Origin of the sequence: Weizmannia sp. FSL W8-0676 (assembly GCF_038593015.1) — a bacterium.
In the GTDB taxonomy this organism is placed as follows: domain Bacteria; phylum Bacillota; class Bacilli; order Bacillales; family Bacillaceae_C; genus Weizmannia; species Weizmannia coagulans.
Genome location: NZ_CP151954.1, coordinates 744,169 through 768,139, shown reverse-complemented (window position 1 = coordinate 768,139; position 23,971 = coordinate 744,169). Strand labels below are relative to the sequence as shown.

At 49.1% G+C, this 23,971-nt stretch carries 20 protein-coding genes; 5 read left to right on the top strand and 15 right to left on the bottom strand.

Features of this window, described 5'->3' with window-relative positions; translation table 11 throughout:
• Window positions 1-9: 9 nt before the first annotated feature.
• The 7 genes from flgK to NST20_RS03585 form a co-directional block, all read right to left on the bottom strand.
• Complete coding sequence (gene flgK / locus NST20_RS03615; RefSeq protein WP_342400092.1) at window positions 10-1,626, bottom strand: flagellar hook-associated protein FlgK; 1,617 nt, start codon at window positions 1,624-1,626, stop codon at window positions 10-12.
• 22 nt (window positions 1,627-1,648) lie between these two features.
• Window positions 1,649-2,119 (bottom strand): flagellar protein FlgN, encoded by a 471-nt coding sequence (locus NST20_RS03610; protein WP_342400091.1) that lies wholly within the window; start codon window positions 2,117-2,119, stop codon window positions 1,649-1,651.
• A 12-nt stretch (window positions 2,120-2,131) separates the two neighbouring features.
• The gene (gene flgM / locus NST20_RS03605) at window positions 2,132-2,398 is read right to left on the bottom strand and encodes a flagellar biosynthesis anti-sigma factor FlgM (protein ID WP_013858611.1); all 267 of its coding nucleotides are present in this window, start codon (window positions 2,396-2,398) and stop codon (window positions 2,132-2,134) included.
• Between the two features lie 70 nt (window positions 2,399-2,468).
• Window positions 2,469-2,864, bottom strand: a complete 396-nt coding sequence (locus NST20_RS03600; protein ID WP_315958108.1) for a TIGR03826 family flagellar region protein — start codon at window positions 2,862-2,864, stop codon at window positions 2,469-2,471.
• A 66-nt stretch (window positions 2,865-2,930) separates the two neighbouring features.
• Window positions 2,931-3,638 carry a ComF family protein gene (locus NST20_RS03595; RefSeq protein ID WP_342400090.1) on the bottom strand — a complete coding sequence of 236 codons (708 nt, stop codon included), beginning with the start codon at window positions 3,636-3,638 and terminating at the stop codon, window positions 2,931-2,933.
• Window positions 3,631-5,016: a DEAD/DEAH box helicase gene (locus tag NST20_RS03590; protein WP_061564853.1), complete on the bottom strand. Its 1,386-nt coding sequence runs from the start codon at window positions 5,014-5,016 to the stop codon at window positions 3,631-3,633. Before NST20_RS03590 ends, NST20_RS03595 begins: the two co-directional genes overlap by 8 nt.
• Window positions 5,017-5,311: 295 nt before the next feature.
• Window positions 5,312-6,154: a DegV family protein gene (locus NST20_RS03585; RefSeq protein ID WP_342400089.1), complete on the bottom strand. Its 843-nt coding sequence runs from the start codon at window positions 6,152-6,154 to the stop codon at window positions 5,312-5,314.
• 565 nt (window positions 6,155-6,719) lie between these two features.
• On the opposite strand from NST20_RS03585, the gene NST20_RS03580 reads away from it, so the two are divergent.
• On the top strand, window positions 6,720-8,144 hold the full coding sequence (locus tag NST20_RS03580; RefSeq protein WP_161655628.1) for an amino acid permease: 1,425 nt from the start codon (window positions 6,720-6,722) through the stop codon (window positions 8,142-8,144).
• A gap of 280 nt (window positions 8,145-8,424) precedes the next feature.
• Here the strand turns inward: NST20_RS03580 and NST20_RS03575 are convergent, their stop codons facing one another.
• Together NST20_RS03575 and NST20_RS03570 are read right to left on the bottom strand one after the other, a co-directional pair.
• The gene (locus tag NST20_RS03575; RefSeq protein ID WP_013858603.1) at window positions 8,425-9,108 is read right to left on the bottom strand and encodes a response regulator transcription factor; all 684 of its coding nucleotides are present in this window, start codon (window positions 9,106-9,108) and stop codon (window positions 8,425-8,427) included.
• A 2-nt stretch (window positions 9,109-9,110) separates the two neighbouring features.
• Window positions 9,111-10,274 carry a sensor histidine kinase gene (locus NST20_RS03570; RefSeq protein WP_327077345.1) on the bottom strand — a complete coding sequence of 388 codons (1,164 nt, stop codon included), beginning with the start codon at window positions 10,272-10,274 and terminating at the stop codon, window positions 9,111-9,113.
• A gap of 273 nt (window positions 10,275-10,547) precedes the next feature.
• Between NST20_RS03570 and NST20_RS03565 the strand changes: the two genes are divergently transcribed.
• Window positions 10,548-11,186 carry a YigZ family protein gene (locus NST20_RS03565; RefSeq protein WP_013858601.1) on the top strand — a complete coding sequence of 213 codons (639 nt, stop codon included), beginning with the start codon at window positions 10,548-10,550 and terminating at the stop codon, window positions 11,184-11,186.
• Between the two features lie 311 nt (window positions 11,187-11,497).
• On the opposite strand, the gene NST20_RS03560 is transcribed toward NST20_RS03565, so the two are convergent.
• Together NST20_RS03560 and NST20_RS03555 are read right to left on the bottom strand one after the other, a co-directional pair.
• Entirely contained in the window at window positions 11,498-12,535 is a 1,038-nt protein-coding gene (locus NST20_RS03560; RefSeq protein WP_013858600.1) for an MraY family glycosyltransferase, read from the bottom strand.
• Between the two features lie 482 nt (window positions 12,536-13,017).
• Window positions 13,018-15,024, bottom strand: a complete 2,007-nt coding sequence (locus tag NST20_RS03555) for a penicillin-binding transpeptidase domain-containing protein (RefSeq protein ID WP_342400088.1) — start codon at window positions 15,022-15,024, stop codon at window positions 13,018-13,020.
• Window positions 15,025-15,141: 117 nt separating this feature from the next.
• Between NST20_RS03555 and NST20_RS03550 the strand changes: the two genes are divergently transcribed.
• Both NST20_RS03550 and NST20_RS03545 read left to right on the top strand, forming a co-directional pair.
• Entirely contained in the window at window positions 15,142-16,644 is a 1,503-nt protein-coding gene (locus NST20_RS03550; RefSeq protein ID WP_342400087.1) for a methyl-accepting chemotaxis protein, read from the top strand.
• 466 nt (window positions 16,645-17,110) lie between these two features.
• Window positions 17,111-18,373, top strand: coding sequence for a LysM peptidoglycan-binding domain-containing protein (locus NST20_RS03545; protein ID WP_342400086.1), 1,263 nt, complete (start codon window positions 17,111-17,113; stop codon window positions 18,371-18,373).
• Window positions 18,374-18,470: 97 nt separating this feature from the next.
• Here the strand turns inward: NST20_RS03545 and NST20_RS03540 are convergent, their stop codons facing one another.
• The 3 genes from NST20_RS03540 to nagA form a co-directional block, all read right to left on the bottom strand.
• Window positions 18,471-19,181 carry a GntR family transcriptional regulator gene (locus NST20_RS03540; protein WP_013858594.1) on the bottom strand — a complete coding sequence of 237 codons (711 nt, stop codon included), beginning with the start codon at window positions 19,179-19,181 and terminating at the stop codon, window positions 18,471-18,473.
• The gene (gene nagB / locus NST20_RS03535) at window positions 19,174-19,896 is read right to left on the bottom strand and encodes a glucosamine-6-phosphate deaminase (RefSeq protein ID WP_275450055.1); all 723 of its coding nucleotides are present in this window, start codon (window positions 19,894-19,896) and stop codon (window positions 19,174-19,176) included. The genes NST20_RS03540 and nagB overlap by 8 nt, the downstream gene beginning before the upstream one ends.
• A gap of 231 nt (window positions 19,897-20,127) precedes the next feature.
• Window positions 20,128-21,261, bottom strand: a complete 1,134-nt coding sequence (nagA, locus tag NST20_RS03530; RefSeq protein ID WP_029142736.1) for an N-acetylglucosamine-6-phosphate deacetylase — start codon at window positions 21,259-21,261, stop codon at window positions 20,128-20,130.
• Window positions 21,262-21,462: 201 nt separating this feature from the next.
• Here nagA and NST20_RS03525 point away from each other — a divergent pair, with 201 nt between their 5' ends.
• Window positions 21,463-22,941, top strand: a complete 1,479-nt coding sequence (locus NST20_RS03525; RefSeq protein WP_258921859.1) for an MDR family MFS transporter — start codon at window positions 21,463-21,465, stop codon at window positions 22,939-22,941.
• A 97-nt stretch (window positions 22,942-23,038) separates the two neighbouring features.
• Here NST20_RS03525 and metA read toward each other — a convergent pair whose 3' ends face one another.
• On the bottom strand, window positions 23,039-23,944 hold the full coding sequence (gene metA / locus NST20_RS03520; RefSeq protein WP_019721663.1) for a homoserine O-succinyltransferase: 906 nt from the start codon (window positions 23,942-23,944) through the stop codon (window positions 23,039-23,041).
• Window positions 23,945-23,971: the final 27 nt, after the last annotated feature.

The window sequence follows — 23,971 nt, the reverse complement described above, 5'->3', positions numbered from 1 at the left end:
TTCACCTGCCTATCTGCCTACAACGCCCATGCCGTTGATGATTTTATCGAGCATTTCGTCTGTCATGGTGATCATCTTTGCTGCAGCATTATAGGCTTGTTGGTATTTGATCATATTGGTTAACTCCTCATCAAGCGATACCGAGCTGACGGACTTCCGGTTCATATCGACCGAGTCCAAAAGGGAACCGGTATTTGTCTGCATATTGCCTGCCTGTTCGGCATCCACCCCGAGTTTTCCGATGATGCCTTCGTAATTGCTGGTGATGGTGCCGGATGCAAGCGGCAGACCGAGTGCCGCGATGTTAAGCCCGCCACTGATCCCTTCAAGCTGCACATTTTGGCTGCTTAAATGAAAGGTATCCACATTTGAAAGGTTAATGGCATTCAGCCCGTCGCCGGAATCGCCATTTGAAGAAGCGGCGATTTTGTCGTATGTAAGGCTGCTGTTGACGGCAATTTGGCCCGCGGCCCCTTTGTAGCCCGTTAAGGCGCCGAACGTAAAAAAAGCAGTCCCGGCGTTCCCGTTGAGGTCTGTCCCTTTTTCGTGGACAGCATTAAATACGTTTCCGAACGTGTAGGCGAGTTTGTCCAGGCTGTCGAGCAAACCCGGATAAGCCCCTGCTTCCACTGTGCCGTTTGCGCCGGTATACTGGTAACCGTAGCTTTCAATCAGCCCCAAAAGTTTGCCTTGCGGGAATGTGGCCGTGCCGGTTGCATCCGCGATCGCAAAATTTTTTCCGCCGATTGTGATGCCGGCTATCTCCCCGTTTGCCGGCGGCCCGTCGAGGATGCCGTCGCTGTTGCTGTCGGTGCCCCCTTGCACTTCGACTGCATTGTAATTTGAACCTTGGACAAGGTATACGCTTGTGCCGTCCGCAGCAGCCATTTTAATGTTGTAAATGCCGTCCGCATTTGCTTTTGCATTTCCACCGCTTTTTTGGACTTCGACGGTTACGTTCAAATAATGGGACAACTTATCAACAAGGCTGTCCCGCTTGTCATACAAGTCGTTTGGCAAATAACCGTTCGGCTCCAGGACAGCGATCTGTTGGTTTAAGTCGCTGATCTGTTTTAAAGTGGAATTGATATCGTTGACCGATACGCTGATTTCGCTGCCAACATCCGTTTTGTACTGGGAAAGCGTGCTGTTTAAATAGTGGAACGTATCCGTCAGCGTCTGCCCGCGTTCCAAAACAACCGATCGGGCAGATACGTCTTCCGGGTTCGTGCTTAAGTCCTGCAGGGATTCCCAAAATGCTTCCATTGTGTTGGCCAAACTGCTGTCCGTACTGGTTTCGTCCATGACGGCTTCCATTTTGCTTAATGCATCTGATTTGGCGGACCAGTAACCGGCTGCACTGTTGTTTTCCCGGTATTGGACATCGAGATACTTGTCGCGGATCCGCTGCACTTCGCCCGCTTCCACCCCTGTCCCGAGCTGTCCGGCGATGGCCGGGCGGTTCATCGAAGCAGCGGGGTACGGGTCTGTCGCCTGCAAGTTTACCCGCTGCCTTGTGTAGCCGTCGGTATTGGCATTAGCCACGTTCTGCCCGACGGTGTACAGGGCATTCTGTTGGGCCGTTAAAGCCCGCTTTGCTGTTTCTAATCCAAAGAAAGTGGACACCTTGCTCCTCCTCCGTATTGTTTCAGGCCCTTGAGTCAAACCGTGGCATGGCGGACGTCGCTTTTTGCCCGGACGGCGGCCCGTATGTGGCGGGTTCATTTTTCGGATAAATCAGATCCAGCATGAATTGGGTAAATTGAAGGGATTGATAAAGGAGCATCTGGTTCAGCTCATTTTGCTCTTTCAGCTTCCTTGTGATGCCAATCAGGCTTCCCCTCAACGTTTCCAGCCGGGTCCGTGCTTCCCCGGTTGCCGCCGCGATGCAGTCCGACAGTGTCCCGTTGCCGCCGGTAAGCGCCTTTGCCAGCGTTTCCCGTTCCTGTTCAAGTGCGCCGATTGCACGGATATGGGCCTGTTCATCCCGGACGATCTTTTGCAGTTGTCCAATATCCTGCTTTTTCAGCGCTTCGGTTTTTTCGGCGGCAAGGGCGAACAGGCTTTCATGGAGCTTCTGCAATTTTTCAAGGCATAGGATCAATTTTTCCGCAGACATTTACGCCACTCCTTACTTGCCTGTAAAATATTTCAATATCCCTTCAGCGGTTTTTTCCGCATCCGGCTGATAGGTTCCGTGCTGTACCTGTTGTTTTAAAGCCTCAATTTTCCGGCTCCGTTCCTGCTCAAGCCGGGACGTTTTTTGCAGCTGTTTGGCTTCTGAAGAAATTTCCACTTTATCCGTTTTCCGGGTGCTGGAGGCGGTTTGCCGCACATCCCGCTTTGTCTGCTGCTGATACGGATTGATCCCTGAAGTATTGACCGGATTGATTTTCATTCAGCTCACCCCTTTTTCAAACGGTCTCCGTTCCATTATGTTTATTATATCGGATAAAGCTGCGCAATGTTTACTTGATGTGATAAGCCTTTTTTCTTATTTCTTTCTGCCGTTTCTTTTCTTTTTCAAAACGTTCGAGATCTTTTGCAATCGTTTTTGCACATTCTTCGCATAACTTTCCGGACTGGATCAATTTGCCGCAACGGTCGCAAGGATATGCCAGATTTGGAAAATGCGCAATCAAAAGCCGGCCGTTCCGCACCCATTTGAAAACCAGCTTTTCCGGAACATGGTTTTTTTCAACGATTGTCTCGATCGTTGCCGCACGGTTTTCGCGTTTCCGCAAGAATTGAAAAACCCGTTCAAATGCGGCCTCTTCCTCACGATAGCAGTCTTCGCACACATCGCGGACGGGATTTTTAACATATAATTTTCCGCAATTCGGGCAGTTTGCCAACTCCGCCATTCGGCCCGCCTCCTTTTTCCGGCACATTGTCTTCTATCTTTTATATCGGCAGAAATCCCGTTGAGTTTAACTTCTTGCCGCGGTTAACGATACAATTTTCCGGGCGCCCGCTTCACGCAACACTTTTGCTGCATGGCGGACGGTCGAACCCGTCGTATAAATATCATCCACCAGCAAAACGGAACGGCCTTCGATTGAAATGTCTTTTTCCATATAAAAAGTTTGGGCCTGATGGATGCGGCCAGCCCGTGTTTTTTTCGATTGTTTTTCAGCATGGACGCGGTGAAGAATGTTTGCCGTTTCGAACCCGGCGGCACGGGCGAGCGCCTCCGCCTGGTTAAAAAGCCGCTCGGTTAGGCGCTCCGGGCTGAGCGGGACCGGCACGATGCAGTCAAATGCGCGGGACTTGAGGGCCTCTTTGATGCCGTCCGCAAAAATGGCGGCGAGCGCATAATCTCCGCGAAATTTGAAACGGGTAAAAATATCTTTGCAAAAATCGTTGTACGTATAAAGCGAAATGTTTTCATCCAGCACGCCCGCCCATTCTGGGTCTTGTTCCCATCTGGCGCAGTCAAGGCACAGATCCCCCTCCCGATAAGAAGCATCCAGCCTGGCAAGGGGCCGGGAACATTTCGGGCAGACGGGCGGTGCAATTTTTTCAAGCTGCGCGCTGCAGTCTTCGCAAAGAAGCGGCCCGGGCTGCGGAAAAATCAGATTGTGCCAGGACAGTTTACGGGTAAGCGGCTGGTGGCAGAACAGGCAATATTCATGCATCGAGCAACCCCCGCTTTCCCGCTTCTTCATTCATGGAGAGAATATGGCGCTGTGCTTTCACCATCGCATTTGATTTTCCATAATGGAAGAACGTAACATCCCCATTTGGGAAATCGGCGCTTCTCCCAGCCCGGCCCGCGATCTGGACGAGGGCGGCTTCCGTAAAAATGGCATCTTCCGCCCCGACGACACAGACATCAATGTCCGGGAACGTGACGCCGCGTTCAAGAATGGTCGTCGTCAGCAAAAGCGGCGTTTCGCGGGCGCGCATCTTTTCCACTTTTTCTTTCCGTTCCGGGTCTTCTGCGTGCACCGATTCAATCGACGGATGCAGTTGTTTAAAAACCGGTTCTGCTTTTTTCATGAGGCGGATGTTCGGGAGAAAAAGAAGCGCCTGTTTTCCGGTTTCAAGTCTCTTTTTTACCCATGCTTCAACTGGAACCGGGAGCTGTCCTTTTTCAAACTTTCTCCGCCAGTTGCCTGCCCATTTGAATATAGGAACGGGGAGGGGCTTGCGGTGGTAACGGGCCGGGATCGTGACGAACGGGCGCTTGCCTGCCTTGCATTCAAGCTGCCATGTTTCACCCGGCGTTGCGGTAAGATAAATGCGGGCGCACCTATCTTTTGCCGCTTTTTGGACGGCGCGCTGCAGCGTTTCATCGAAAGTATACGGAAAAGCGTCCACCTCATCCACAATTACGGCATCGAAAGCAGATGCGAAGCGGTACAGCTGGTGGGTAGTGGAGATCACGAGCTGCGCCCATTTATGGCGGTCAGGGCTGCCGCCGTAGAGCGCGGCAATCGGAATATCCGGGAAAACGCGGCGGAAGCGGGGGGCAAGTTCAAGGACGACATCTGTCCTTGGTGTCGCGATGCAGACGCGTTCGCCGTTTGCAAGCGCCGCTTCAATCCCGTTAAAAAGGACCTCTGTTTTACCTGCTCCGCAAACCGCCCAAACCAAGAGCTCATTTTTTTGGAGAATGGCTATTTTGACCGCTTCGGATGCGGCCTGCTGCCCTTCAGAGAGGGTCCCTTCCCAATGGAGCGGGTGCCGGGGCGGGTGGAATGCGGGCGCAGGGCCTGCCCATGTGAAAAGCGGCTTGCATGCGGTAACCCGCCCCATCATCAGGCAGTTCCGGCAATAGATGCTCGTTTTCCCGCAGTGGGCGCAAGGGAATTCGGCAAAAAGATGCGGCGCGCGGTTGCCGCAGCGCAAGCAGACACAGTGCGGGAATTCGCCCTGAATCGCCGGCTCAGCGCGGATCCAGCCTTGTTTTAAGTGCTGTTCGAGCAGTTCCGGCGAAAAAGGGATTTCCGGTTCGAGCAGGATCCTCCCTGCGAGGTGGTGTTGAAGCTGTTCGGAGAAAACAGAAGGCAAAGTGATCACTCCTTTGTCAATTGCGGGGGAGGTGGGCAAATGGGGCGGCCCGGTTCCAAACGGATTCGGGAAAAAGCCTGTACGGATGCATGGATTACAACTGCTTATTCAATCGCGGATTGGCCGGCGGGGTTAAGGGCTTGTCCCGGGGAGGATACGCTTAATCGCTAAAATCCTCAAAAGGTATTGGCTGCCCGGCAGGTTTCAAGGCTTGTCCCCGGGCCTGTTATGCCAGGTTTATCCCGGACGATCCCATCTTGCCGGGCTGTTCCAGCGATTTGGAACAGCCTGGCTCTTATTTCAGCATCCAGGCAACGCCGATCGCGCCTTCGCCAAGGTGGGTGGCGATGACCGGGCCGAAGTAGCTGACCGAAAAATCGACGTTTGGAAACCGTTTTTCCAGTTCATCTTTGATTTCAAGCGCCTGTTCTTCCCGGTTAGCATGGATAATGGAGCATTTCAGCGGCAAGCCTTTGGCGGCATCCTCGCCGAGCAGGTCAAAAATCCGGTTGAGCGCTTTTTTCTGGGTGCGGATTTTTTCAAACAGGACAATTTCATCATCGACAAAAGTTAAAAGCGGCTTGATTTTTAACAGGCTGCCAATAACGGCCTGCGATCCGGACAGCCTTCCGCCGCGCTGAAGGTGGGTGAGATCATCGACCATGAAGTAGGCTTTCGTGGATGCTTTTAATTCATCGAGGCGGGCGAGGATGTCTTCCGGTTCTTTTCCGGCAAGCGCCATTTTCGCCGCATCAATCGCGTAAAATCCCTGTGCCATGCAGCTCCATCCGGAATTGTAAGGGTAAACTTTGATCCCTTCCACCATCCCGGAAGCGGCCACGGCACCCTGGTATGTCCCGCTGATTTTTTTGGACAAGTGGATGCTGATTGCGGCATCGTAGTCTTTTTTAAGCTGTTCAAACAGTTCGACAAACTGGCCGATTGACGGCTGCGAGGATGTCGGGAGCTCGTCCGCCATGCGCATTTTTTCAAAAAACGCTTCTGCTGTAATGTCAATTTCTTCGCGGTATTCTTCCTTCCCGAAAATCACATTCAATGGAATCATGTAAATCGAGTATTTTTCGCGTACTTCTTTTGGAATATAAGCGGTACTGTCGGTCACAATGGCCGTCCTCATTTTTCCATCTCCCTTCCGCTTTACTATTTTTATTTTATAGAATCAGGAACCGTTTGTCAGCCGTCTTCTTTCTGCGCAATATGGAAATCTGTTTTGTGGCTGGCGCTTTTTCTAAATTTTCCTTTCAGTTTTTCTGCAAGTGCGCAACATATTTTTCATTCATGCCGGAGATTCTCTTCACTGCAAAAATATTTTCCCTTACAAAATGACGAAAATTATACAAAATTGTAAATAATACCATACCTGGAAGCCAAAAAAGGAAGAATTCGTATGGTCCAGCATGCAATCATTCACTTGATGGCGCTTTCTTTTATGGAAAAATGAATTTTTTCTATAAAATGTTCGTGTTTTCACCTTTCTCAAAACTTAATTTTCTGTTTTATCTGTCCTTTACAAATCATGTCATATTTTGTAGAATGTCTAAGGTAACTCAAATGGTGCATGCAACTCAGAGATAAAAAGATGTAACAATCAGATTTAAAATATTTGAAAATTCTCCGTTGGCAAAATTATTGGATCACATCTTCATCACTGGGTTGGCTGCAAATAGAAGGAGATTTTCGAGATGGAATTATTCAGGAAAAAATCAATGGATTACATGCTTAAGCAGGCCCGCGGAAAAAAGAGCCTGCAAAAAGCCCTTGGCCCCTTTGATTTGACCATGCTTGGCGTAGGGGCAGTCATCGGAACAGGCATTTTTGTTTTAACCGGTGTCGTTGCTGCGCAGGCGGCAGGCCCGGCTATTATTCTGTCCTTTATTTTTTCAGGGATTGCCTGTGCGTTAACAGCTTTATGTTACGCTGAATTCGCCTCTATGATCCCTGCTTCGGGAAGTGCATACACTTACAGTTATGCAACGTTTGGCGAGTTGTTTGCCTGGGTGCTTGGATGGGACTTAATTCTGGAATACGGCCTGGCCTGTTCAGTTGTAGCGAGCGGCTGGTCCGCCTATTTCCAGGATCTGGTGCGCGGATTCGGCATCCATTTGCCACAGGCTTTAAGCGGCGCCTATAATCCGGCCAAGGGTTCGTATATCGACCTGATGGCTGTTGTGGTCGTTTTCTTCCTGTCTGCTGTGTTGTTAACCGGCGTGAAGGAATCGAGCAAAATCAATAATGTCATGGTCTGCATCAAAATCGGCGTTATTTTATTGTTCCTCGCCGTCGGGATTTTTTATGTCAAACCGGAGAACTGGACGCCTTTCATGCCTTATGGCTTTAGCGGCATCATTAAAGGGGCGGCAACCGCATTCCTCGCTTACATCGGATTTGATGCCGTTTCATCTGCGGCAGAAGAGGTTCGCAACCCGCAACGGGATATGCCGATCGGGATTATTTCTTCCCTAGCGATTTGCATTGTCCTTTATGTCGCTGTATCCGCAGTGCTGACCGGGATGATTCCGTATGCCAAGCTGAATGTCGGCGATCCGGTTGCGTTTGCGCTCCGTGTTGTCCACCAAAATTGGGTGGCAGGCTTTGTTTCACTCGGTGCGATTCTTGGCATTACAACCGTTCTCTTTGTCATGATGTACGGGCAGACGCGCCTGTTCTTTGCGATCAGCCGCGACGGCCTGCTTCCAAAATCGATCTCGAAACTGACGGAAAAAACAAAAACGCCGACAAGAAGCATCATTTTGACATGGCTGATGGCAACGGTTTTCTCAGCCGTTGTTCCGCTGAACCAGCTTGCAGAATTGACCAATATCGGCACTTTGTTTGCTTTTATTGTTGTCTCGATCAGCGTTATTGTGCTCAGAAAAACACGGCCGGACATCCCGCGCAGTTTTAAAACCCCGTTCGTCCCGGTTATTCCGGTACTGGCAGTGGCCGCCTGCGGTTATTTAATGGTCCACCTGTCGAAAGTGACCTGGATTGGCTTTCTCATATGGTTCATCATCGGGCTTGCCATTTATTTCGGATACGGGTACCGGCACAGTGAACTCGGGCATTGGAAAGATGGCAGAACGCCAGCTGACCCAGTTAAAAATTAAAGCAGGAAAAACGCAGAAAGCAACACCTGTATAAAATGCCGGGCGGGGCAGCGGAAAAGCAAAATAGCATTTGCATTATGCCGCCATTTTTCTTCAAAGAGGGCAAAAAGCGTACGGACGAACGCTTTTTGCCCTTTTACAATGAAACACCGGAAAATGAAGGTGGCATACAGGTGTATAGTTAAAAAAAGGATCTCCGGCGCGCGGACGCGAACCGGAGATCCTTTTTGTGCGCCATTCAAGGCCTTGACATACATAAGTGTACGGCCAAGGCCTTGTTTTAGCGGACTTCAACCCACCCGTTTTTAATGGCGGTTACCACCGCCTGGGTACGGTCTTTTACTTTTAATTTTTGCAAAATATTGCTTACATGGTTTTTCACTGTTTTTTCACTTATGTATAAAGCATCTCCAATCGCCCGGTTGCTTTTTCCGTCCGCGAGCAGCTGCAGCACCTCGCACTCGCGCGGCGTGAGCAAATGCAGCGGCGGGACAACTGCCGGCGGCTGCTGGTAGGCGCCACCCGGTGTATAGCGGTTCGACAATTTGCGGAACTCTTCCACGAGATTATGGGTAATTTTCGGATGCAGGTAACTGCCGCCTTCAGCAACCACCTTCACGGCTTCAATCAGCGCATCGGAATCCATTTCTTTTAGCAAATAACCGGTTGCGCCCGATTTTAATGCGTGAGTGACATACGATTCATCATCGTGAATGGAAAGAATAATAATTTTTGTTTCCGGGTAGGCCTCGATCAGCTTTCTTGTTGCCTCTACCCCGTTTTGGTGCGGCATATTGATATCCATCAGGACAACATCCGGATGGTATTTTTCAATAATGCCGAGCGCCTCCTCGCCGTCTTCCCCCTCGGCTACCACTTCAAATGTTTTTTCAAATTCCAAAATTCGCTTGACGCCCTCCCGGAACAACTGGTGGTCGTCAATAATCGCAATTTTTACCGTCATGGTCACCTTTTCTCCTTTTCCAAGTCTAATTGCATCGGGATTTGGATAATCACCAATGTTCCCGCTCCTCTTTTTGAATGGATGGAAATTTCACCATTTAAAAGGCTGACTCGTTCCCTCATGCCGACAATGCCAAAAGCCCCTTCGCGAATGCTGCGGACATCAAAACCGGTGCCGTTGTCTTTGACTGTCGCGATAAAACTGTTTTTCCTCAGCTCCGACTTCACCTGGATTTCTGTTGCCTTCGCATGCTTTAACGCATTTTGGACGGATTCCTGGATGAGGCGGAAAAGCGCGATTTCATAATTGGTCGGAAGCCTTCGTTCTTCCCCGAGATGCCTGTATGTAATAACCGGGCTCCCTTTATAGTTTTCAATCGTAGACAAATATTTTTTTAGCGTCGGAATCAGCCCGAGATCGTCTAATGCCATCGGCCGCAAATCGTAAATAATGCGCCGCACTTCTTTCAATGAATCGCGCACCAGTTCTTTTAACGTGCGCATTTCAGCAATGGCTTCCTCCATGCCATTTTCATGATAAATTTTTTCCACCAGGTCGGAACGGAGCAGCATATTGGCCAGCATTTGTGCGGGACCGTCGTGAATCTCCCGGGAAATACGTTTCCGCTCTTCCTCCTGCGCTTCAATGACACGCAAACCGAATTCCTGTTTATGCTTTGCATCTTCAATCGCCTCACTGATATTTTGCAAGTCGCTTGTTAAATAATTTAACACGACCGTTGTTTGCGAGACGAGATGATTGGCCCGATCAATCGTATCCTTTAATGAATACAGCCTGCGTTCCAGTTCATTTCTTCTTTCACGCAGCTGAAGTTCGCGCTGCCGGTTTATGGACAGCTGGATTTGGATCGTATGTGCCTTCTCATAAGCTTCGCGCACCTGCTTTTCGGAAAAGTCCCGGAAATGCTGGCTTACTTCCGCCAGGCGCCGCCTTGCAAATTTGGACTTCGTTTCCAGCTCGTCTGTCTGCTCAATGACTTTAGCCACTGTTGCTTTGACTTCCTCAAGCTCATTGATGAGCGCATCGTAATCCTGGCGGCATCTTTCTCCGATTTCAAAAATTTCGTGTTTGCTTTCTTCAACTGTTGCAACCATTTTCTCTAGGATCGCATCCAATGCTTTGGAGTCGAATGTTTTAAAAGTCATCTTACTTCCCCCAAAAGGTATAAATAAAGGCTTATCCGAAAGCAGGGCAAGCCACAGCACACACGCAGCTAATGTTATTTTAACGCGAAAACCGCCGGTAAACGATCAGAAAATAAAGTATAACCGTATATCAGGACTATTTTCCCAGGTACTTTCGTAGGAAAACACGAACCGATATACGGCAGTTCCAACATATTCTTATATACTGAAATTATATCATACAAAAGCATGTTATAATGAGAGAAAAACAGGTTTTGCTAAAGGAAGGTTGCAATGTTAAAAGAATATTATACAGTCAAAGGCGAGGCTGTGCATGAAATAGATATCCAGAAATCACGGTTTATCGCCCATGTGAAGCGGGCGGAATCGGAAGAGGAGGCGCTCAGTTTTATCGCTTCTGTGAAAAAGAAGCACCGGGACGCTAATCACAACTGTTCCGCTTATATGATCGGTGAGCAGAATCTCATTCAGAAAGCATCGGATGACGGCGAACCGGCCGGCACAGCGGGCGTTCCGATGCTAGAAGTGCTGAAAAAGAAGGATTTGAAGGATACGGCAGTCGTGGTGACGCGCTATTTCGGCGGGATTAAACTCGGAGCCGGCGGGTTGATCCGTGCGTACAGCAAAGCAGCTTCAGAAGGCATCAACGCATGCGGCATCGTCAAAAGGACGCTTACCGCCACTTTCCATGTCAAACTGGATTATACGTGGCTCGGAAAAGTCGAGAATGCGCTGCACCATTCCCCTTATGAAATAAAAGAAATCCGGTACCTCGGGCAGGTGGAGCTGGATATTTATGTAAAAGAAGGGGAACAGCATGCTTTTGAAACGTGGATTTCAGATTTAACGAACGGGCAGGCGGATGTGGCCGAGGGAGAAAAACTTTATTTGGAAACGGATGTTGCCCGGTAAAGAGAAACGCACAAATTAGAAAAAGCAGAAGCGGAAAGCCCGTCATCCGGCTTTCTGCTTTTTTATACCGCAAACGGCTGAACAAGCGCTGAGCCGGACACAACCGGCCGTGGCGGGAGATACTGAAATCTCAGCCAGATTGACGTAAAATTTGGGACTTGCAAAACAGGTTTTCAGCCGGCCGGAACGGCATCATCGTTACAATGACCAGGGGCTGCCAAAACCGCAAACCCGAAACTGCCAGTTGCGGTTGTGTGCAGGTACCGCCCCGGATTATTTATTGCGGGAACGGCCCCGGTGGATCCGGACGGCTATGACCGGTTTTTTATAAAATTTAACAGCGGCTTATAATCTTTTCCGACCAGGCCGATGCTTTCAACGAAAATTTCAATTGTAATCAGGATCACACCGATAAAAATGAGCGAGCCCCAAAGCGTCGCCATCGAGAAGATAAAGGCGGCGAGGCTGAACATGGCAGCAATCGCATAAATAATCAGCACGACTTGGCGGTGTGAAAAGCCGAGGCGCAGCAGGCAATGGTGCAAATGCGACTTATCCGGGGCCGATAAAGGCTGCTTATGGACAAGCCGGCGGATAATCGCAAAGAAGGTATCCGAAATCGGCACACCGAGAATAAGTGCCGGAATAATCAAGGAAATAAAGGTTACATTTTTAAAGCCGAGCAATGACAGCACGGAAATCATGTAGCCGAGAAAAAGCGCGCCGGTATCGCCCATAAAAATCTTTGCCGGATAAAAATTATAAAATAAGAACGCAATCGTACTGGCCATCAAAATCAGGCCGAGCACCGTCACATAGGCGTCCCCCATAATGATCGCCATGCCGGAAATCGTCAGCAGCGCAATCGAGGAAACCCCCGCAGCCAGCCCATCCAATCCGTCAATTAAGTTGATGGCATTCGTGACGCCGACAATCCACAAAATCGTCAGCGGGATGCTGAAAATCCCAAATTCCAGCTGTCCGCCGAAAGGAAGATTGATGAATTCGACATGAATGCCGCTTAAAACGACAACCAGTGCGGCTGCCAGCTGGCCCATGAGTTTGACGCGCGGCGACAGCTCTCTTATATCATCAATGATGCCCGTTAAAACAATAATCAAGCTGCCGAGCAAAATAGGCAGCGAATGCGGGTTGTCCGGCTGAAGCAACAGCACGCCGGCAATAAAACTAATATAAATGGCGAGGCCGCCTAAACGGGGCATGACTTTCATATGGACTTTCCGCTGGTTCGGTTTGTCAACTGCCCCGATCCGGATCGCCAGTTTTTTGATCAGCGGCGTCAGGAGTATTGTGAGCATAAAGCATATAAACAAGGTCAGGAATATCAATGTGCTGCCTCCTTTGGTTGATCATAACCAATAAGGATTGAAGTGGTCGTGAACGCGCCACCGATGCCTGAGCATGATAACCGTTTCACTTCTTTTTGAAAACATCATACCTTAACGCAATCTCAAAAAAATATTTACCCGAAATTCACTGTAATCATTATAATTGTTCTCCGACAATTTATCCACTATCATTTGAGCGAATCTACTATTTTTCATGCTTTTTTTCGCAGTGGGATGGCCGCCAGCGGTTTTTTGCCGTGCCCAAAAAACTGCAAAAAAGGGCATCCCTGACCATTTTAGCGTCAGGATGCCTTTGGAACAAGAATCGCGTTGTTTAAGCGAAGCGGCCGGCATCTAAAAACAGGCCTTTTTAGCGGCCACACGGGCATCCGTGCCGCTCCCCGGAATACTGCTTTTTGTGCCGGAATTGAGCTTTACCGTTTTCTGCAGGGGGATGGCCGGATGGCCGTTGCAAATTTTACTTATCGAAACAGATTTACGGCTTTATTCACGACAAGCCCGCTGCCGCCGCGGTGTTTAACATCTTCAATCAGCATCGCAACAAGCATATTCGGGTTTTTCTCGTCATATACGACGAAAAAGCCGTTTTCTTTGCCGTTTTGGTCTTTTTGGCTCTTTTTCAGTTCAGCGGTGCCCGTTTTTCCCGCAAGCTGCGCCCCGGAGATATTGGCAGCGTGCGCCGTGCCGGACGGATCCGCAACAACCTGGCGGAGCATGCCGGAAATCTCCCCGCTAGTTTTGCTGCTGGCAGCATGTTTCCACACTTTTGTCTTTTCACCCACAAGCAAATTTGGCTTCAGTTCATCGCCGCTGTTTAAAAACGGCGTATAGCTGATGGCGAGATGGAGAATATTCATTTGCATCTGCCCCTGGCCGTAACCTGTGTCCGCAAGCTGGATGTCGCTGCTGAACTTGCCGGTGGACGAAATTTGCGATGCCTTTAACGGATACGCAAACGGAATGTCTTCCCCGAATCCGAAACCCTTCAGGCCTTTTGCAAATTTGTCCGCCCCGATATCAAGCGCGGTTTGGGCGAAAAAGATATTATCGGATAACACTAGCGCTTTTTCCATGTTTTCCGGGCTGTTGTTGGCGTGGACGCGGGTCACTTTATAGCTGCCCCAGTCAGCGCTCTTTTGCCATGAAGTCCCTGTAATCGTTTTTGTTGCCGCGGCTGTTGTAGTCCCGGTATCAAGCGCAATGGCAGCTGTGACTGGCTTGATCGTTGAACCCGGCGCATACGTAAGGGCAAACCGGTTAATGAGCGGCTTACCCGGATCTTTTTCAAGCTTCGTGTAAGTGGAAGAAGACATGCCTGAAATAAAATCATTCGGGTCAAAAGCAGGCGTGCTTACAAGGGCAAGCACGTCACCCGTTTTCGGCTGGATGGCCGCGGCCGTGCCGGCATCCCCCTTCATTTGATTGTAAATTTTCTTTTGCAATTCGGCATCGATTGTGACTTTGATATTTTCGCCGTTTTTTACTTTTTGTTCAGCAACGGTGTAGGTGCTTCCGTCCTGCTTCTCAATGTAAATCTTTTCACCTGCCCGGCCGCGGAGCTTTTGGTCATACAACTGTTCGAGCCCGCGCTTGCCGATTACACTCTCAGCAGTATAGCCTTTCTTTTCCAGCTTTTTCAGTTCTTCGCCAGTGATGGCACCGATATAACCGGTTAAATGCGCAGCGGCTTTCCCGTAAGGATAAACGCGGGCATCAACCGTTTGCGAAGAAAAGCCCGGGATGGATGTGACTTTTTTTACGAGATCCTTCTTCTCCATTGGGACTTTTTTTAATGGGACAAACAAATGAGGCTGCACCCAGTCCTCGTCCAGTTTTTGTTTGATTTCATCTGCTGGCATGCCAAGCAGGTCGGCAGCTTTTTGCATATCCGCTTGTTTATCCCCTTTCAATTGTTCCGGAATGACGCCAATTTGGTACACGCTGCCGTTTTGGGCCAATGCTTTTCCGTTCCGGTCCAAAATTTCCCCGCGGACAGCGTTTTGTTCGGACACTTTAATCGTATCCCCTTTGGCCAAATGCGGGAGAATGAGATCCGGCTTCCAATCAACATACCAGTTTTCTTTTTTGTCCCGTTTTTCCTTTACAAGCGCCACTTTATCCTTGTAGGCGACTTTTCCGGCTGAGGTTTGGAACGAAATTTTGACCGGTACGGTAACTTTCTCTTTGTTTTTATAGGCGTCTTTATCCAACGGTTTGTATGAAACATTTAAATCTGAAACATTCAAGTCCCCGTACACTTTTTTGTACCGGTCCGCCACCTCTTTTTTCGCATACGTTTTCTTTGTGGAAGCCGATACATAACTTTGGTACATTTCCGCAAATTTTTCCTGCTCCCACGCTTTTACATAATCTGCAAGGCGTTCATTCGGTGTCGGCGTTTTTTCGCAACCGGCAAGGGCCGCAAAAACCCCCAGCAGCAAAGCAACTACGAATACATATTTCCTCAAAAAATCTCCTCCCTGATACCGGCAAGCTTCCAACTTTTGAGAAAAAAATGGAGAAGTTTACCGGTTTTTGTGTTACATTTGTATTAGATAAGAAGAACTAGATTTGGAGGTAAGAACGTGGACACCATTACACAGTTAAAAGCAGACAACATGCGCAAAAAAAGCCTTCTGATGTTTATTACCTTGCTTGTTGCCCTGCTCGTCATTTTTGCAGCCTATCTGTACAAACAAGAGGCCGGAATGGCTGTCCTGTACGGAGTGGAAATTGTTGTTCTTCTGGCCCTGTATTTTGCACTCGGGCGCGCCATGAAAAAATTCCGCCTGTTTTCTTATGCGAGCGTCATCATTTCTTATTTGTTCAGAATATATGCCATCCTTTTTGTCCAAAACAGCTTCTCCGTAAATATTTTGTTTTTCTTTCTGCTTGCTTATGCGGCATTGCAGTTTGAAAATGTCCTTTTCTTTATCGGAGCCGGCCTTGGCATTGCCGGATTTCTTGCCAGCTACTGGCTGCCGGCCGCCGATGCGGGCCTCATTCACAACCTGGTCCCGACCGCTGTGCTCTGCTATGTTTTAACCGCAATTTTATTATACGCCATGATCTACCTGCATCAAAATTTGATGGATTCTTTTCTTTTATCCATAAAGAAAACGATTCAAACCATGGAAGACCAAGGCGCGGCTTACCGGCAGGAAATGGCAGCAATCATTGACCGCGTTTCCAATGTGAACGACAATATCCAGACCAATTTGCACGCCCAGAACGAAATGAAATCCGCCGTTCATGAAATCTCTAAAGGCAGTGTAACCCAAAGTGAGCAGATTGCGCAAATTGCCGGACACGCCGGGGATACGGTGCAATCGATGGAATTTTTAACACAAATGTCCGGTGAACTAACAAACGAATCACTTGAAGCACAGAAAACGGCAAAAGCCGGGGAAAAGGCGGTGGAAAATTTAACGCTTGAAATCAGTGATGTGGTAGATACGATAATGGAGCTGAACAACACATTTACAGTGTTAACGCAAAAAGTGGAAGAAACGAATACGTTTACCGACAGCATCAAACAAATTACGGAACAGACGAACCTGCTTGCGCTGAATGCTTCGATTGAAGCGGCACGCGCCGGGGAAGCGGGCCGCGGGTTTTCGATTGTTGCCGATGAAATCCGGCGCCTTGCGGAAACGACACACGAGACAACCGAAAAAATTAACCATAATTTGGCTGATTTGAATCAAAGCAACGCGGCGGCACGGGATAAGCTGGAATTAAGCAGCACGCAAATTTTGACGACAGCGGAATCAAGCCAAAATGTAACGACCTATTTCCGTAAACTATTAAAAACTTTAAACGGGCAGGTTGAGAAGTTTAAAGAATTCGATACGTTATCCAAAAAAGTGACCGAAAAGGCGCATGGCGTGGAAGGCGCATCAAGCGAACTCGCGGCCATCATTCAAGAAACCTCTGCCAGCCTGGAAGAAATGTCAGCCACGATTGAAAGCTTAACGAATGACCACCATACGATCGCAGAAACGCTCAACGAAGCGGCTGTCCAGGCGGAGCAGTTCCGGGCAAAAACCGAAAAAATGCAGAAAAAGTTTGCCGATCAAATCATTTAGCAGACGGCCTGCCGTTTTTCCGGACAAGCAGAACATATCCCGGTCCTGGTTTTCCTTTCCGCGCATGCGTGTACGGCCGCTTCCAGGGCAAATTTGTTTGCACCGTTTTCCGGGTTTTACATTTTGCGCATGCGCATACAGCCGCGGGTTTTGCCGGAAAAGGAAAAACGCAAACATTTGCCGGTTTTTCCTTTTCCGGCAAATGCGGAAAACGGCCGCCCGGGTTTTACAGGGGAGCCCCGCGTGAGGGATAGGCATTTTGACCAGCGGCCCCGCTGTTTGGCCAAAATGGTAAATCCATCCACTCCCAGTAGCACCATCTGCTCCATTTCGCTGTTTTGCGCTGCTTTCATTGGAAAAAAGTGCAATCTTTTCCTATAAAATGCCGAAATGGGGTACCATTGTGAAAAAATTTTGATAGAATGATAAATAGAGAGATAAAAATATAAATGGAGGTTACACGAGTGTGAGAAAGAAAACAATCTTTTCTGTTGCCGCTACAACCATTCTGGCCACTTCGTTTACATCGCAGACATTTGCCCAGACATATAAAGTCAAAAAAGGGGACTCCCTCTGGAAAATTGCAAAGAAGTATAATACGTCCGTCGGTGCATTGAAATCAACCAACCATTTGGCATCCGACACGATTTACCCGAACCAGGTGCTGAACGTTTCGGGGTCCCAGGCAAAAGCTTCGGCCCGTTCTGTTTCGGCCCCCTCCTCTTCTGCCAAAACGTACACGGTCAAATCGGGGGATACATTAAGCGCGATTGCCTTAAACCACGGCATATCGGTTTCAAACTTAATAAGCTGGAACAAACTCTCTTCATCGCTGATCCATCCCGGTGACGTATTAGCCATTTCCAAAGGGGCAGGTTCCGCTACCCCGTCCAGTTCAAGCAGCAGTCCAAGCAGCAGTCCGCGTCCAGCTGGCAGTTCGAGTTCCACGACTACATACACAGTAAAAAGCGGAGACACATTATCCGGCATCAGCAAACAGTTTGGGACATCCGTCAGCAAGCTCAAATCTTTGAACAATTTGAGTTCCGATTTGATTTTTGCCGGCCAGAAGCTGAAAGTAACCGGCAGCAGCCCGTCCGGTTCTTCCACATCGGGAACGGCAGGTACTGCAAATTCAGGCAGTTCCGGCTCCACGGCTACAGCTACATACACGGTTAAAAGCGGAGACACGTTATCCGGCATCAGCAAACAGTTTGGGACATCCGTCAGCAAGCTCAAATCTTTGAACAATTTGAGTTCCGATTTGATTTTTGCCGGCCAGAAGCTGAAAGTAACCGGCAGCCCGTCCGGTTCTTCCACATCGGTCACAGCGGACGATACCACTTCAGGCAGTAGCCATTCTGTATCGTCTTTAATCCGCATTGCGAACAGCTTAATCGGCACGCCGTATGTGTGGGGCGGCACGAGCCCGTCCGGATTTGACTGCAGCGGCTTTATCTATTATGTATATAAAAAAGCCGGGTACGATATTTCCCGTACGAATGCAGCAGGCCTTTATAACCGTTCTTACTATGTGAGCAGCCCGAAACCGGGAGATCTTGTCTTCTTTGAAGGCACGTACGGAACCAATCCGAGCGCGATCACGCATGTTGGTATCTATCTCGGCGGCGGCCGGTTTATCGCCGCGAATTCCGATGGCGTGTCTGTTTCTTCTGTCAGCTACAATTACTGGAAATCCCATTTTGACAGCTATAAACGTTTGTATTAATTTGCCGTTCTATAAATTGAACTAAAAAACCGCGGAAGATTCCGCGGTTTTTTTGCATCTGTACCGGCTTGCCCCGGCATGACCTGTTTGACCCTTCCTACATATAAAATTTAAAGCGGCTGCCGGCGTATTGCGCTTTGACATATTCAAACGGCGTGCCATCCGAAAGCGAAGTTACGCGTTCAATGGACAGCACCGGCGAACCCGGGGCCACTTTTAACAGTTTTGCCAGCCGTGCGCTCGCCGCAACGGCTTCAATTGTCTGGACCCCTTTTCCGAGCCGCAATCCCTTTTCGCGTTCGAGAAACTGGTAGAAAGAACGGTTTAATTTCTCTTCCGTAAGCCCTGCCGAAATCCTTGCCGGGGTGATGATCGATTCGAATACAATCGGGATCTCATCCCCGTAACGGAGCCGCTCGATATGGAGAACGTGTTCCGGCTCTTCCAGCGCGAGTGCCTCCATTTCCTGCACGGAGGCTTCCCTTTCCAGAAACGCCACGATTTTATTCGAAGCTTTCATCCCGCGCTCTTCCATCAGCCGCGTAAAACTCATCCGCCCTTCCAAAGGCTGCTCCACCTTATGTTCGCTGACAAACGTGCCGCTTCCCCGTTTTCTCATTAAAATGCCTTCATCCACCAAACCTTGTACCGCCTGGCGGACTGTCATTCTGCTCACTTCAAAAAGTTCGCTTAGTACCCGTTCAGACGGAATGGCTTCACCTGTTTTCCATTCCCTCTCCCTAATTTTCTTCCGGATTTCTTCCTGAATTTGAAAGTAAATCGGGATCGGGGAGGTTTTGTCAATCATGGCGCTTTCCAGCATCCTCCAGCAAAGAAGCGGCATCTACATCAGCAACGACAACGACATCCGGATGCATTTGCAGAACGGATGCCGGGCAGGCTTCGTCCACCGGCCCTTTGATCATGCTGCGGACTGCTTCAGCTTTGCTTTTGCCGAATGCCAGCAGAACGATTTTTTTCGCGTCCATAATCGAAGCAATCCCCATTGAAAGGGCGCGCTCCGGCACATCTTCTTCTCTTTCGAAAAAGCGCCGGTTTGCTTCCCGCGTCGATTCGGTCAGTTCGACAATATGCGTTCTGGAATGGAAGGAAGTGCCCGGTTCATTAAAGCCGATGTGCCCATTTTTACCGATGCCGAGCACTTGCAGGTCGACCGGATGCAATTTTAAAATTCTTTCATACCGCGCGCATTCTTCTTCGAGGTCTTCTGCCGTTCCATCAGGCAGATACGATTGTTTAAAATTCATATGCGAAAACAGTTCTTTTTCCATGTAATAGTGGTAGCTGTGTTCATCTGTATCTTTGAGGCCCACATATTCATCAAGATTGACGGTGGTGACATTTGAAACGTCCAGTCCGGCATTCCGCATGTACGCATACAGTTTCAGCGGCGTGCCCCCTGTCGCAAGCCCGAGCGTGCGGATTTGCCCTTCCCGGATCCCTTTTTCGATCAGTTCATAGGCGTATTTTGCTGCTTCATCGCTTGTTTTAAAAATTTCCACGTTCATTTTTATCCCCGCTTTCCAAGATCATCGTTTTTTAATCTGTCTTTCCTGGCCATCAGACACATTTCTTACACGCATGGTCCACAGCAGGTTGCGTGTTATCCCGCTTTCCAAAATGATACGTTAGTTTAACGTGCCATGGTGCATCCAGCGGGACAAAATCGGCATCTTTCCAGTTTTAGCCGGGACCGAACCCGCACGCCTGTGGTTGGCAACAGTTTATGCGCGTTATCCCTGCTCTCCAAGATGGTATGTTGTTTTGACTTGCCATTGTTCATCCAGCAGTACGAAATCGGCATCTTTACCAGCTGCCAGGCTTCCTTTTTGCGTGAGGCCGAACTCGCGCGCCTGGTTCACGGAAGTCATCTGTACCGCTTCCGAAATGGAGCAGCCGGTAAATTTCATGATGTTGCGGAACGCATCGTCCATCTTTAAGATGCTGCCGGCAAGCGCACCATTTTCAAGCCGGGCTTCCCCGTTTTTCACCAGCACTTTCTGGCCGCCGAGCTCCGACTCCCCGTCCGGCAATCCTTTCGCCCGCATCGCATCGGTAATGACGGAGATTTTTTCCGGCCCCTTTATTTCATACGTGAACTTCACCATATCCGGGTGCACATGGAGGCCGTCAGCAATCAGTTCCACTTGTACATAAGGTGACAGCAACGCATGCCCTGCAACGCCGGGCTCGCGGTGGTGCAGGCCGCGCATGGCATTATAAAGATGGGTCGCATGGGTTGCCTTGCTTTGTAACAGTTCAGCACGGACGGCATCTGAATGGCCCATGGAAGGCACGATGCCGCGTTCAATCATCACATTTTCAAATTCCCGTGCACCTTCATTTTCTGGGGCGTAGGTGACGAGCTTAATAAGATTCCCGGAAGCTTCAACCCATCTTAAAAACAGTTCCGTATCCGGCGCCTTGATATATTCAAGCGGCTGGGCCCCCGCTCTTTTTTTTGAAACAAACGGCCCTTCGAGATGAATCCCTTCGATCGTTGTGCCCCCTTTTTCTTTTGCCGCTTTCACGGCACGCAAGGCGGCTTCGATTTTTCCGTAATCCTGGGTCATCGTTGTTGCGAAAAAGGAAGTTACACCTTCCTTCCGCAATTTTTGGCTTAATGTAACGAGCGCCTCCGGATCGGCATCCATAGCATCAATGCCATAACCGCCGTGGATATGGACATCAATCATGCCCGGGATGGCTGTCATCCCTTTCCCGTCGATCACTTCTTCTCCTGCTTTCGGCCGGTAATCTGCCATTTTGCCGGTTTCAATGATTTTATCTGTAAACCGGATAAATCCGTCTGCAATATGTTCATTTCCTGTATAAAGATTGCTGTGAATCAGCACTTTTTCCGCCAACGGAAAACACCTCTTTTTTAAAATTTATATAGTTGTCTATACCAATTATCATTTATTGTGTTTCAGTTGTCAATCTTTATTATGGAGAAAGGATTTCTTTTTATACAGGTTCTTTCCTGATTGTCTGTAAATCTATTTTTCCGCGGCAAGTTGAGATATACTAGAAAAAGTGCAGAACGAACAAATCATGGAGGATTTTTTATGAAGCAAACCAATATCAAGGCGGTCACGATTGCTTTGTTTGTGGCCACCTTTTTAACAGCCATTGAGGGAACCATTGTCAGCACCGCGATGCCGCGGATTGTAAGCGATCTGAAAGGGATCGGCGTGATGAACTGGGTATTTGCCATTTACTTGCTCACTTCCGCGGTAACGGTTCCAATTTTTGGGAAGCTTGCGGATTTGTACGGCCGCAAAAAAATTTTTACGGCCGGCACCATTGTTTTCCTTGCCGGTTCGACATTGTGCGGTCTCGCCGGTTCGATGGGGCAACTGATTGTGTTCCGTGCCATTCAGGGAATCGGGGCCGGGGCGATCATGCCGGTTACGAATACCATCGTTGCCGATATTTATCCGCATGAAAAACGGGCGAAAATGCTCGGGTTTATGGGAGCGGCATGGGGCATTGCCGGTGTCATCGGGCCTCTTTTCGGCGGTTTCTTTGTCGACCAGCTCACCTGGCACTGGATCTTTTTCATCAATCTCCCGTTTGGCTCGATTTCCGTTTTGATGGTCATCCTGTTTTTACATGAGCGGGTGGAAAAAACGGAAAATGCGATTGATGTATGGGGGGCTGCCACCTTTTCCGCCGGGATGCTCGCATTGCTTTACGCCCTGCAAAAAGGCGGGGATACAAACGACTGGGGAAACCCGGTGATCTTGGGATTGTTAGCAGGCAGTGTCATTCTCCTTGGTTTATTCATTTTGATTGAGTACCGGCATCCGGATCCATTAATGCCGCTTTCGTTGTTCCACATCCGGGCCATTTCGGTTTCAAATCTGGTTTGTTTTTTGGGCAGTGCCGTTCTGATGGGGATTAACGTTTATATTCCGATGTGGATCCAAGGGCTTGAAGGGCATGGCGCAACGCTATCCGGGCTCATGCTGGCACCGAGCCCCGTCCTGTGGATGCTCGGCTCTTTTGCCGGCGGAAGGCTTCAGCTGAAATACGGGGACCGTTTGGCGTTTTTAACGGGAATGGCCTTCATTTTGGGAAGCACAGTCTGGCTCAGCCTGTTTTCATTGGGAACGCAGGAATGGAGTTTTTACGTTTTCTCCGCCATTTCCGGATTCGGGTTCGGGATTGTCATGACGATCTCGCTCGTTTCGGTGCAGTCGGCGGTGGACTGGTCATTGCGCGGGGCGGCGACGGCATCGAATACATTTTTCCGGAATCTGGGGCAGTCGGCCGGTTCCGCTGTATTCGGTACGTATTTTAATGCAAAGATTGCCGGGGAACTTGCGAAAGGCAATCCGGGCGGGTTTACGACGAATTCGCTGAACAGGCTGATCAATCCGGAAAGCGCGGGCCGATTTTCGGAAGCGGCGCGCGAATGGCTGCGGCATGTGCTTTTTTCAGGCATTCATTCGATTTTCATCCTGCTTGCCGTAATTTCACTTGTTTGTTTTCTTCTCTCTTTCGCGGTTCCGAAAGCGGAAGGGGAAAAGGGGCTGTCCTGATACGCGGGGCTGCCTCTTTTTTGTTTTTCAGATGATTCCGGCAGGGCAGTTGCGGATTTTTAAAAAAGCCGCCCCTGTTTGCGGGACAGCCCTTTGTTTACCATTGATACGGTGTTTCCTGATATACATAATAGTTCAGCCAGTTGGAAAACAGCAAATAGCTGTGCGAGCGCCACGTATGGAGCGGCCTCTCATTGGCATCGTTATTCGGAAAATAATTTTTCGGGAGGGCGGTGCCAAGCCCCTTTTGCTGATCGCGCACATATTCATCAGCGAGGGTTGTTGCATCATATTCCAAATGGCCGGTGATCATAATATTTTTCCCGTTTTCATCCATTACAATGAACGGCGCGCCCTCTTCCGATATGGAAACGAGCTGAAGTTCCGGATGGTTTTCAATGGCTGCGCGCGCAACATCCGTATAACGGGAATGGGGCGCGTTAAAAACCTCATCAAATCCGCGGACCAGCTTAACCATCGGCAAAAACAAGCGGTGTTTGAAAATGCCGAAACACTTTTCCGGCAGTTCGTACTTCTCAATGCCATAATGGTAATACAATGCAGCCTGCGCACCCCAGCAAATATGTAATGTCGACGTGACATTGGTTTTGGTCCAATCCATGATTTTCTTCAGCTCGTCCCAATAATCCACCGCTTCGAAGTCCATTTTTTCAACTGGGGCGCCGGTAATAATCATCCCGTCAAAACGGCGGCCTTTCACTTCGTCAAAAACCGTGTAAAAATGTTCTAAATGGTAGCTGCTGACGTTTTTGGATTGGTAAGTCGACGTCCGGAGAAAAGTGATGTTGACCTGCAACGGCGTATTGCCGAGGAGGCGCAGCAGCTGCAACTCCGTTTTTTCTTTTTCCGGCATTAAATTTAAGATTAATATATTCAGCGGACGGATATCCTGCGTTCTCGCCCTGTCCTCATCCATCACAAAAATTTTCTCTTGTCTCAGCAGCTCTCCGGCAGGTAAATCTTTCGGTATATTGATTGGCATTTTCAACGTCTCCCCCATACTCAGTTG

What these genes read in the sequence shown, in the direction of transcription:
- NST20_RS03610 (WP_342400091.1), bottom strand. Translation starts at nt 2,119, where the DNA reads ATGTCTGCGGAAAAATTGATCCTATGCCTTGAAAAATTGCAGAAGCTC.
- flgM (WP_013858611.1), bottom strand. Translation starts at nt 2,398, where the DNA reads ATGAAAATCAATCCGGTCAATACTTCAGGGATCAATCCGTATCAGCAG.
- NST20_RS03600 (WP_315958108.1), bottom strand. Translation starts at nt 2,864, where the DNA reads ATGGCGGAGTTGGCAAACTGCCCGAATTGCGGAAAATTATATGTTAAA.
- NST20_RS03595 (WP_342400090.1), bottom strand. Translation starts at nt 3,638, where the DNA reads ATGCATGAATATTGCCTGTTCTGCCACCAGCCGCTTACCCGTAAACTG.
- NST20_RS03585 (WP_342400089.1), bottom strand. Translation starts at nt 6,154, where the DNA reads ATGAGGACGGCCATTGTGACCGACAGTACCGCTTATATTCCAAAAGAA.
- NST20_RS03580 (WP_161655628.1), top strand. Translation starts at nt 6,720, where the DNA reads ATGGAATTATTCAGGAAAAAATCAATGGATTACATGCTTAAGCAGGCC.
- NST20_RS03575 (WP_013858603.1), bottom strand. Translation starts at nt 9,108, where the DNA reads ATGACGGTAAAAATTGCGATTATTGACGACCACCAGTTGTTCCGGGAG.
- NST20_RS03570 (WP_327077345.1), bottom strand. Translation starts at nt 10,274, where the DNA reads ATGACTTTTAAAACATTCGACTCCAAAGCATTGGATGCGATCCTAGAG.
- NST20_RS03565 (WP_013858601.1), top strand. Translation starts at nt 10,548, where the DNA reads ATGTTAAAAGAATATTATACAGTCAAAGGCGAGGCTGTGCATGAAATA.
- NST20_RS03540 (WP_013858594.1), bottom strand. Translation starts at nt 19,181, where the DNA reads ATGATTGACAAAACCTCCCCGATCCCGATTTACTTTCAAATTCAGGAA.
- NST20_RS03525 (WP_258921859.1), top strand. Translation starts at nt 21,463, where the DNA reads ATGAAGCAAACCAATATCAAGGCGGTCACGATTGCTTTGTTTGTGGCC.
- metA (WP_019721663.1), bottom strand. Translation starts at nt 23,944, where the DNA reads ATGCCAATCAATATACCGAAAGATTTACCTGCCGGAGAGCTGCTGAGA.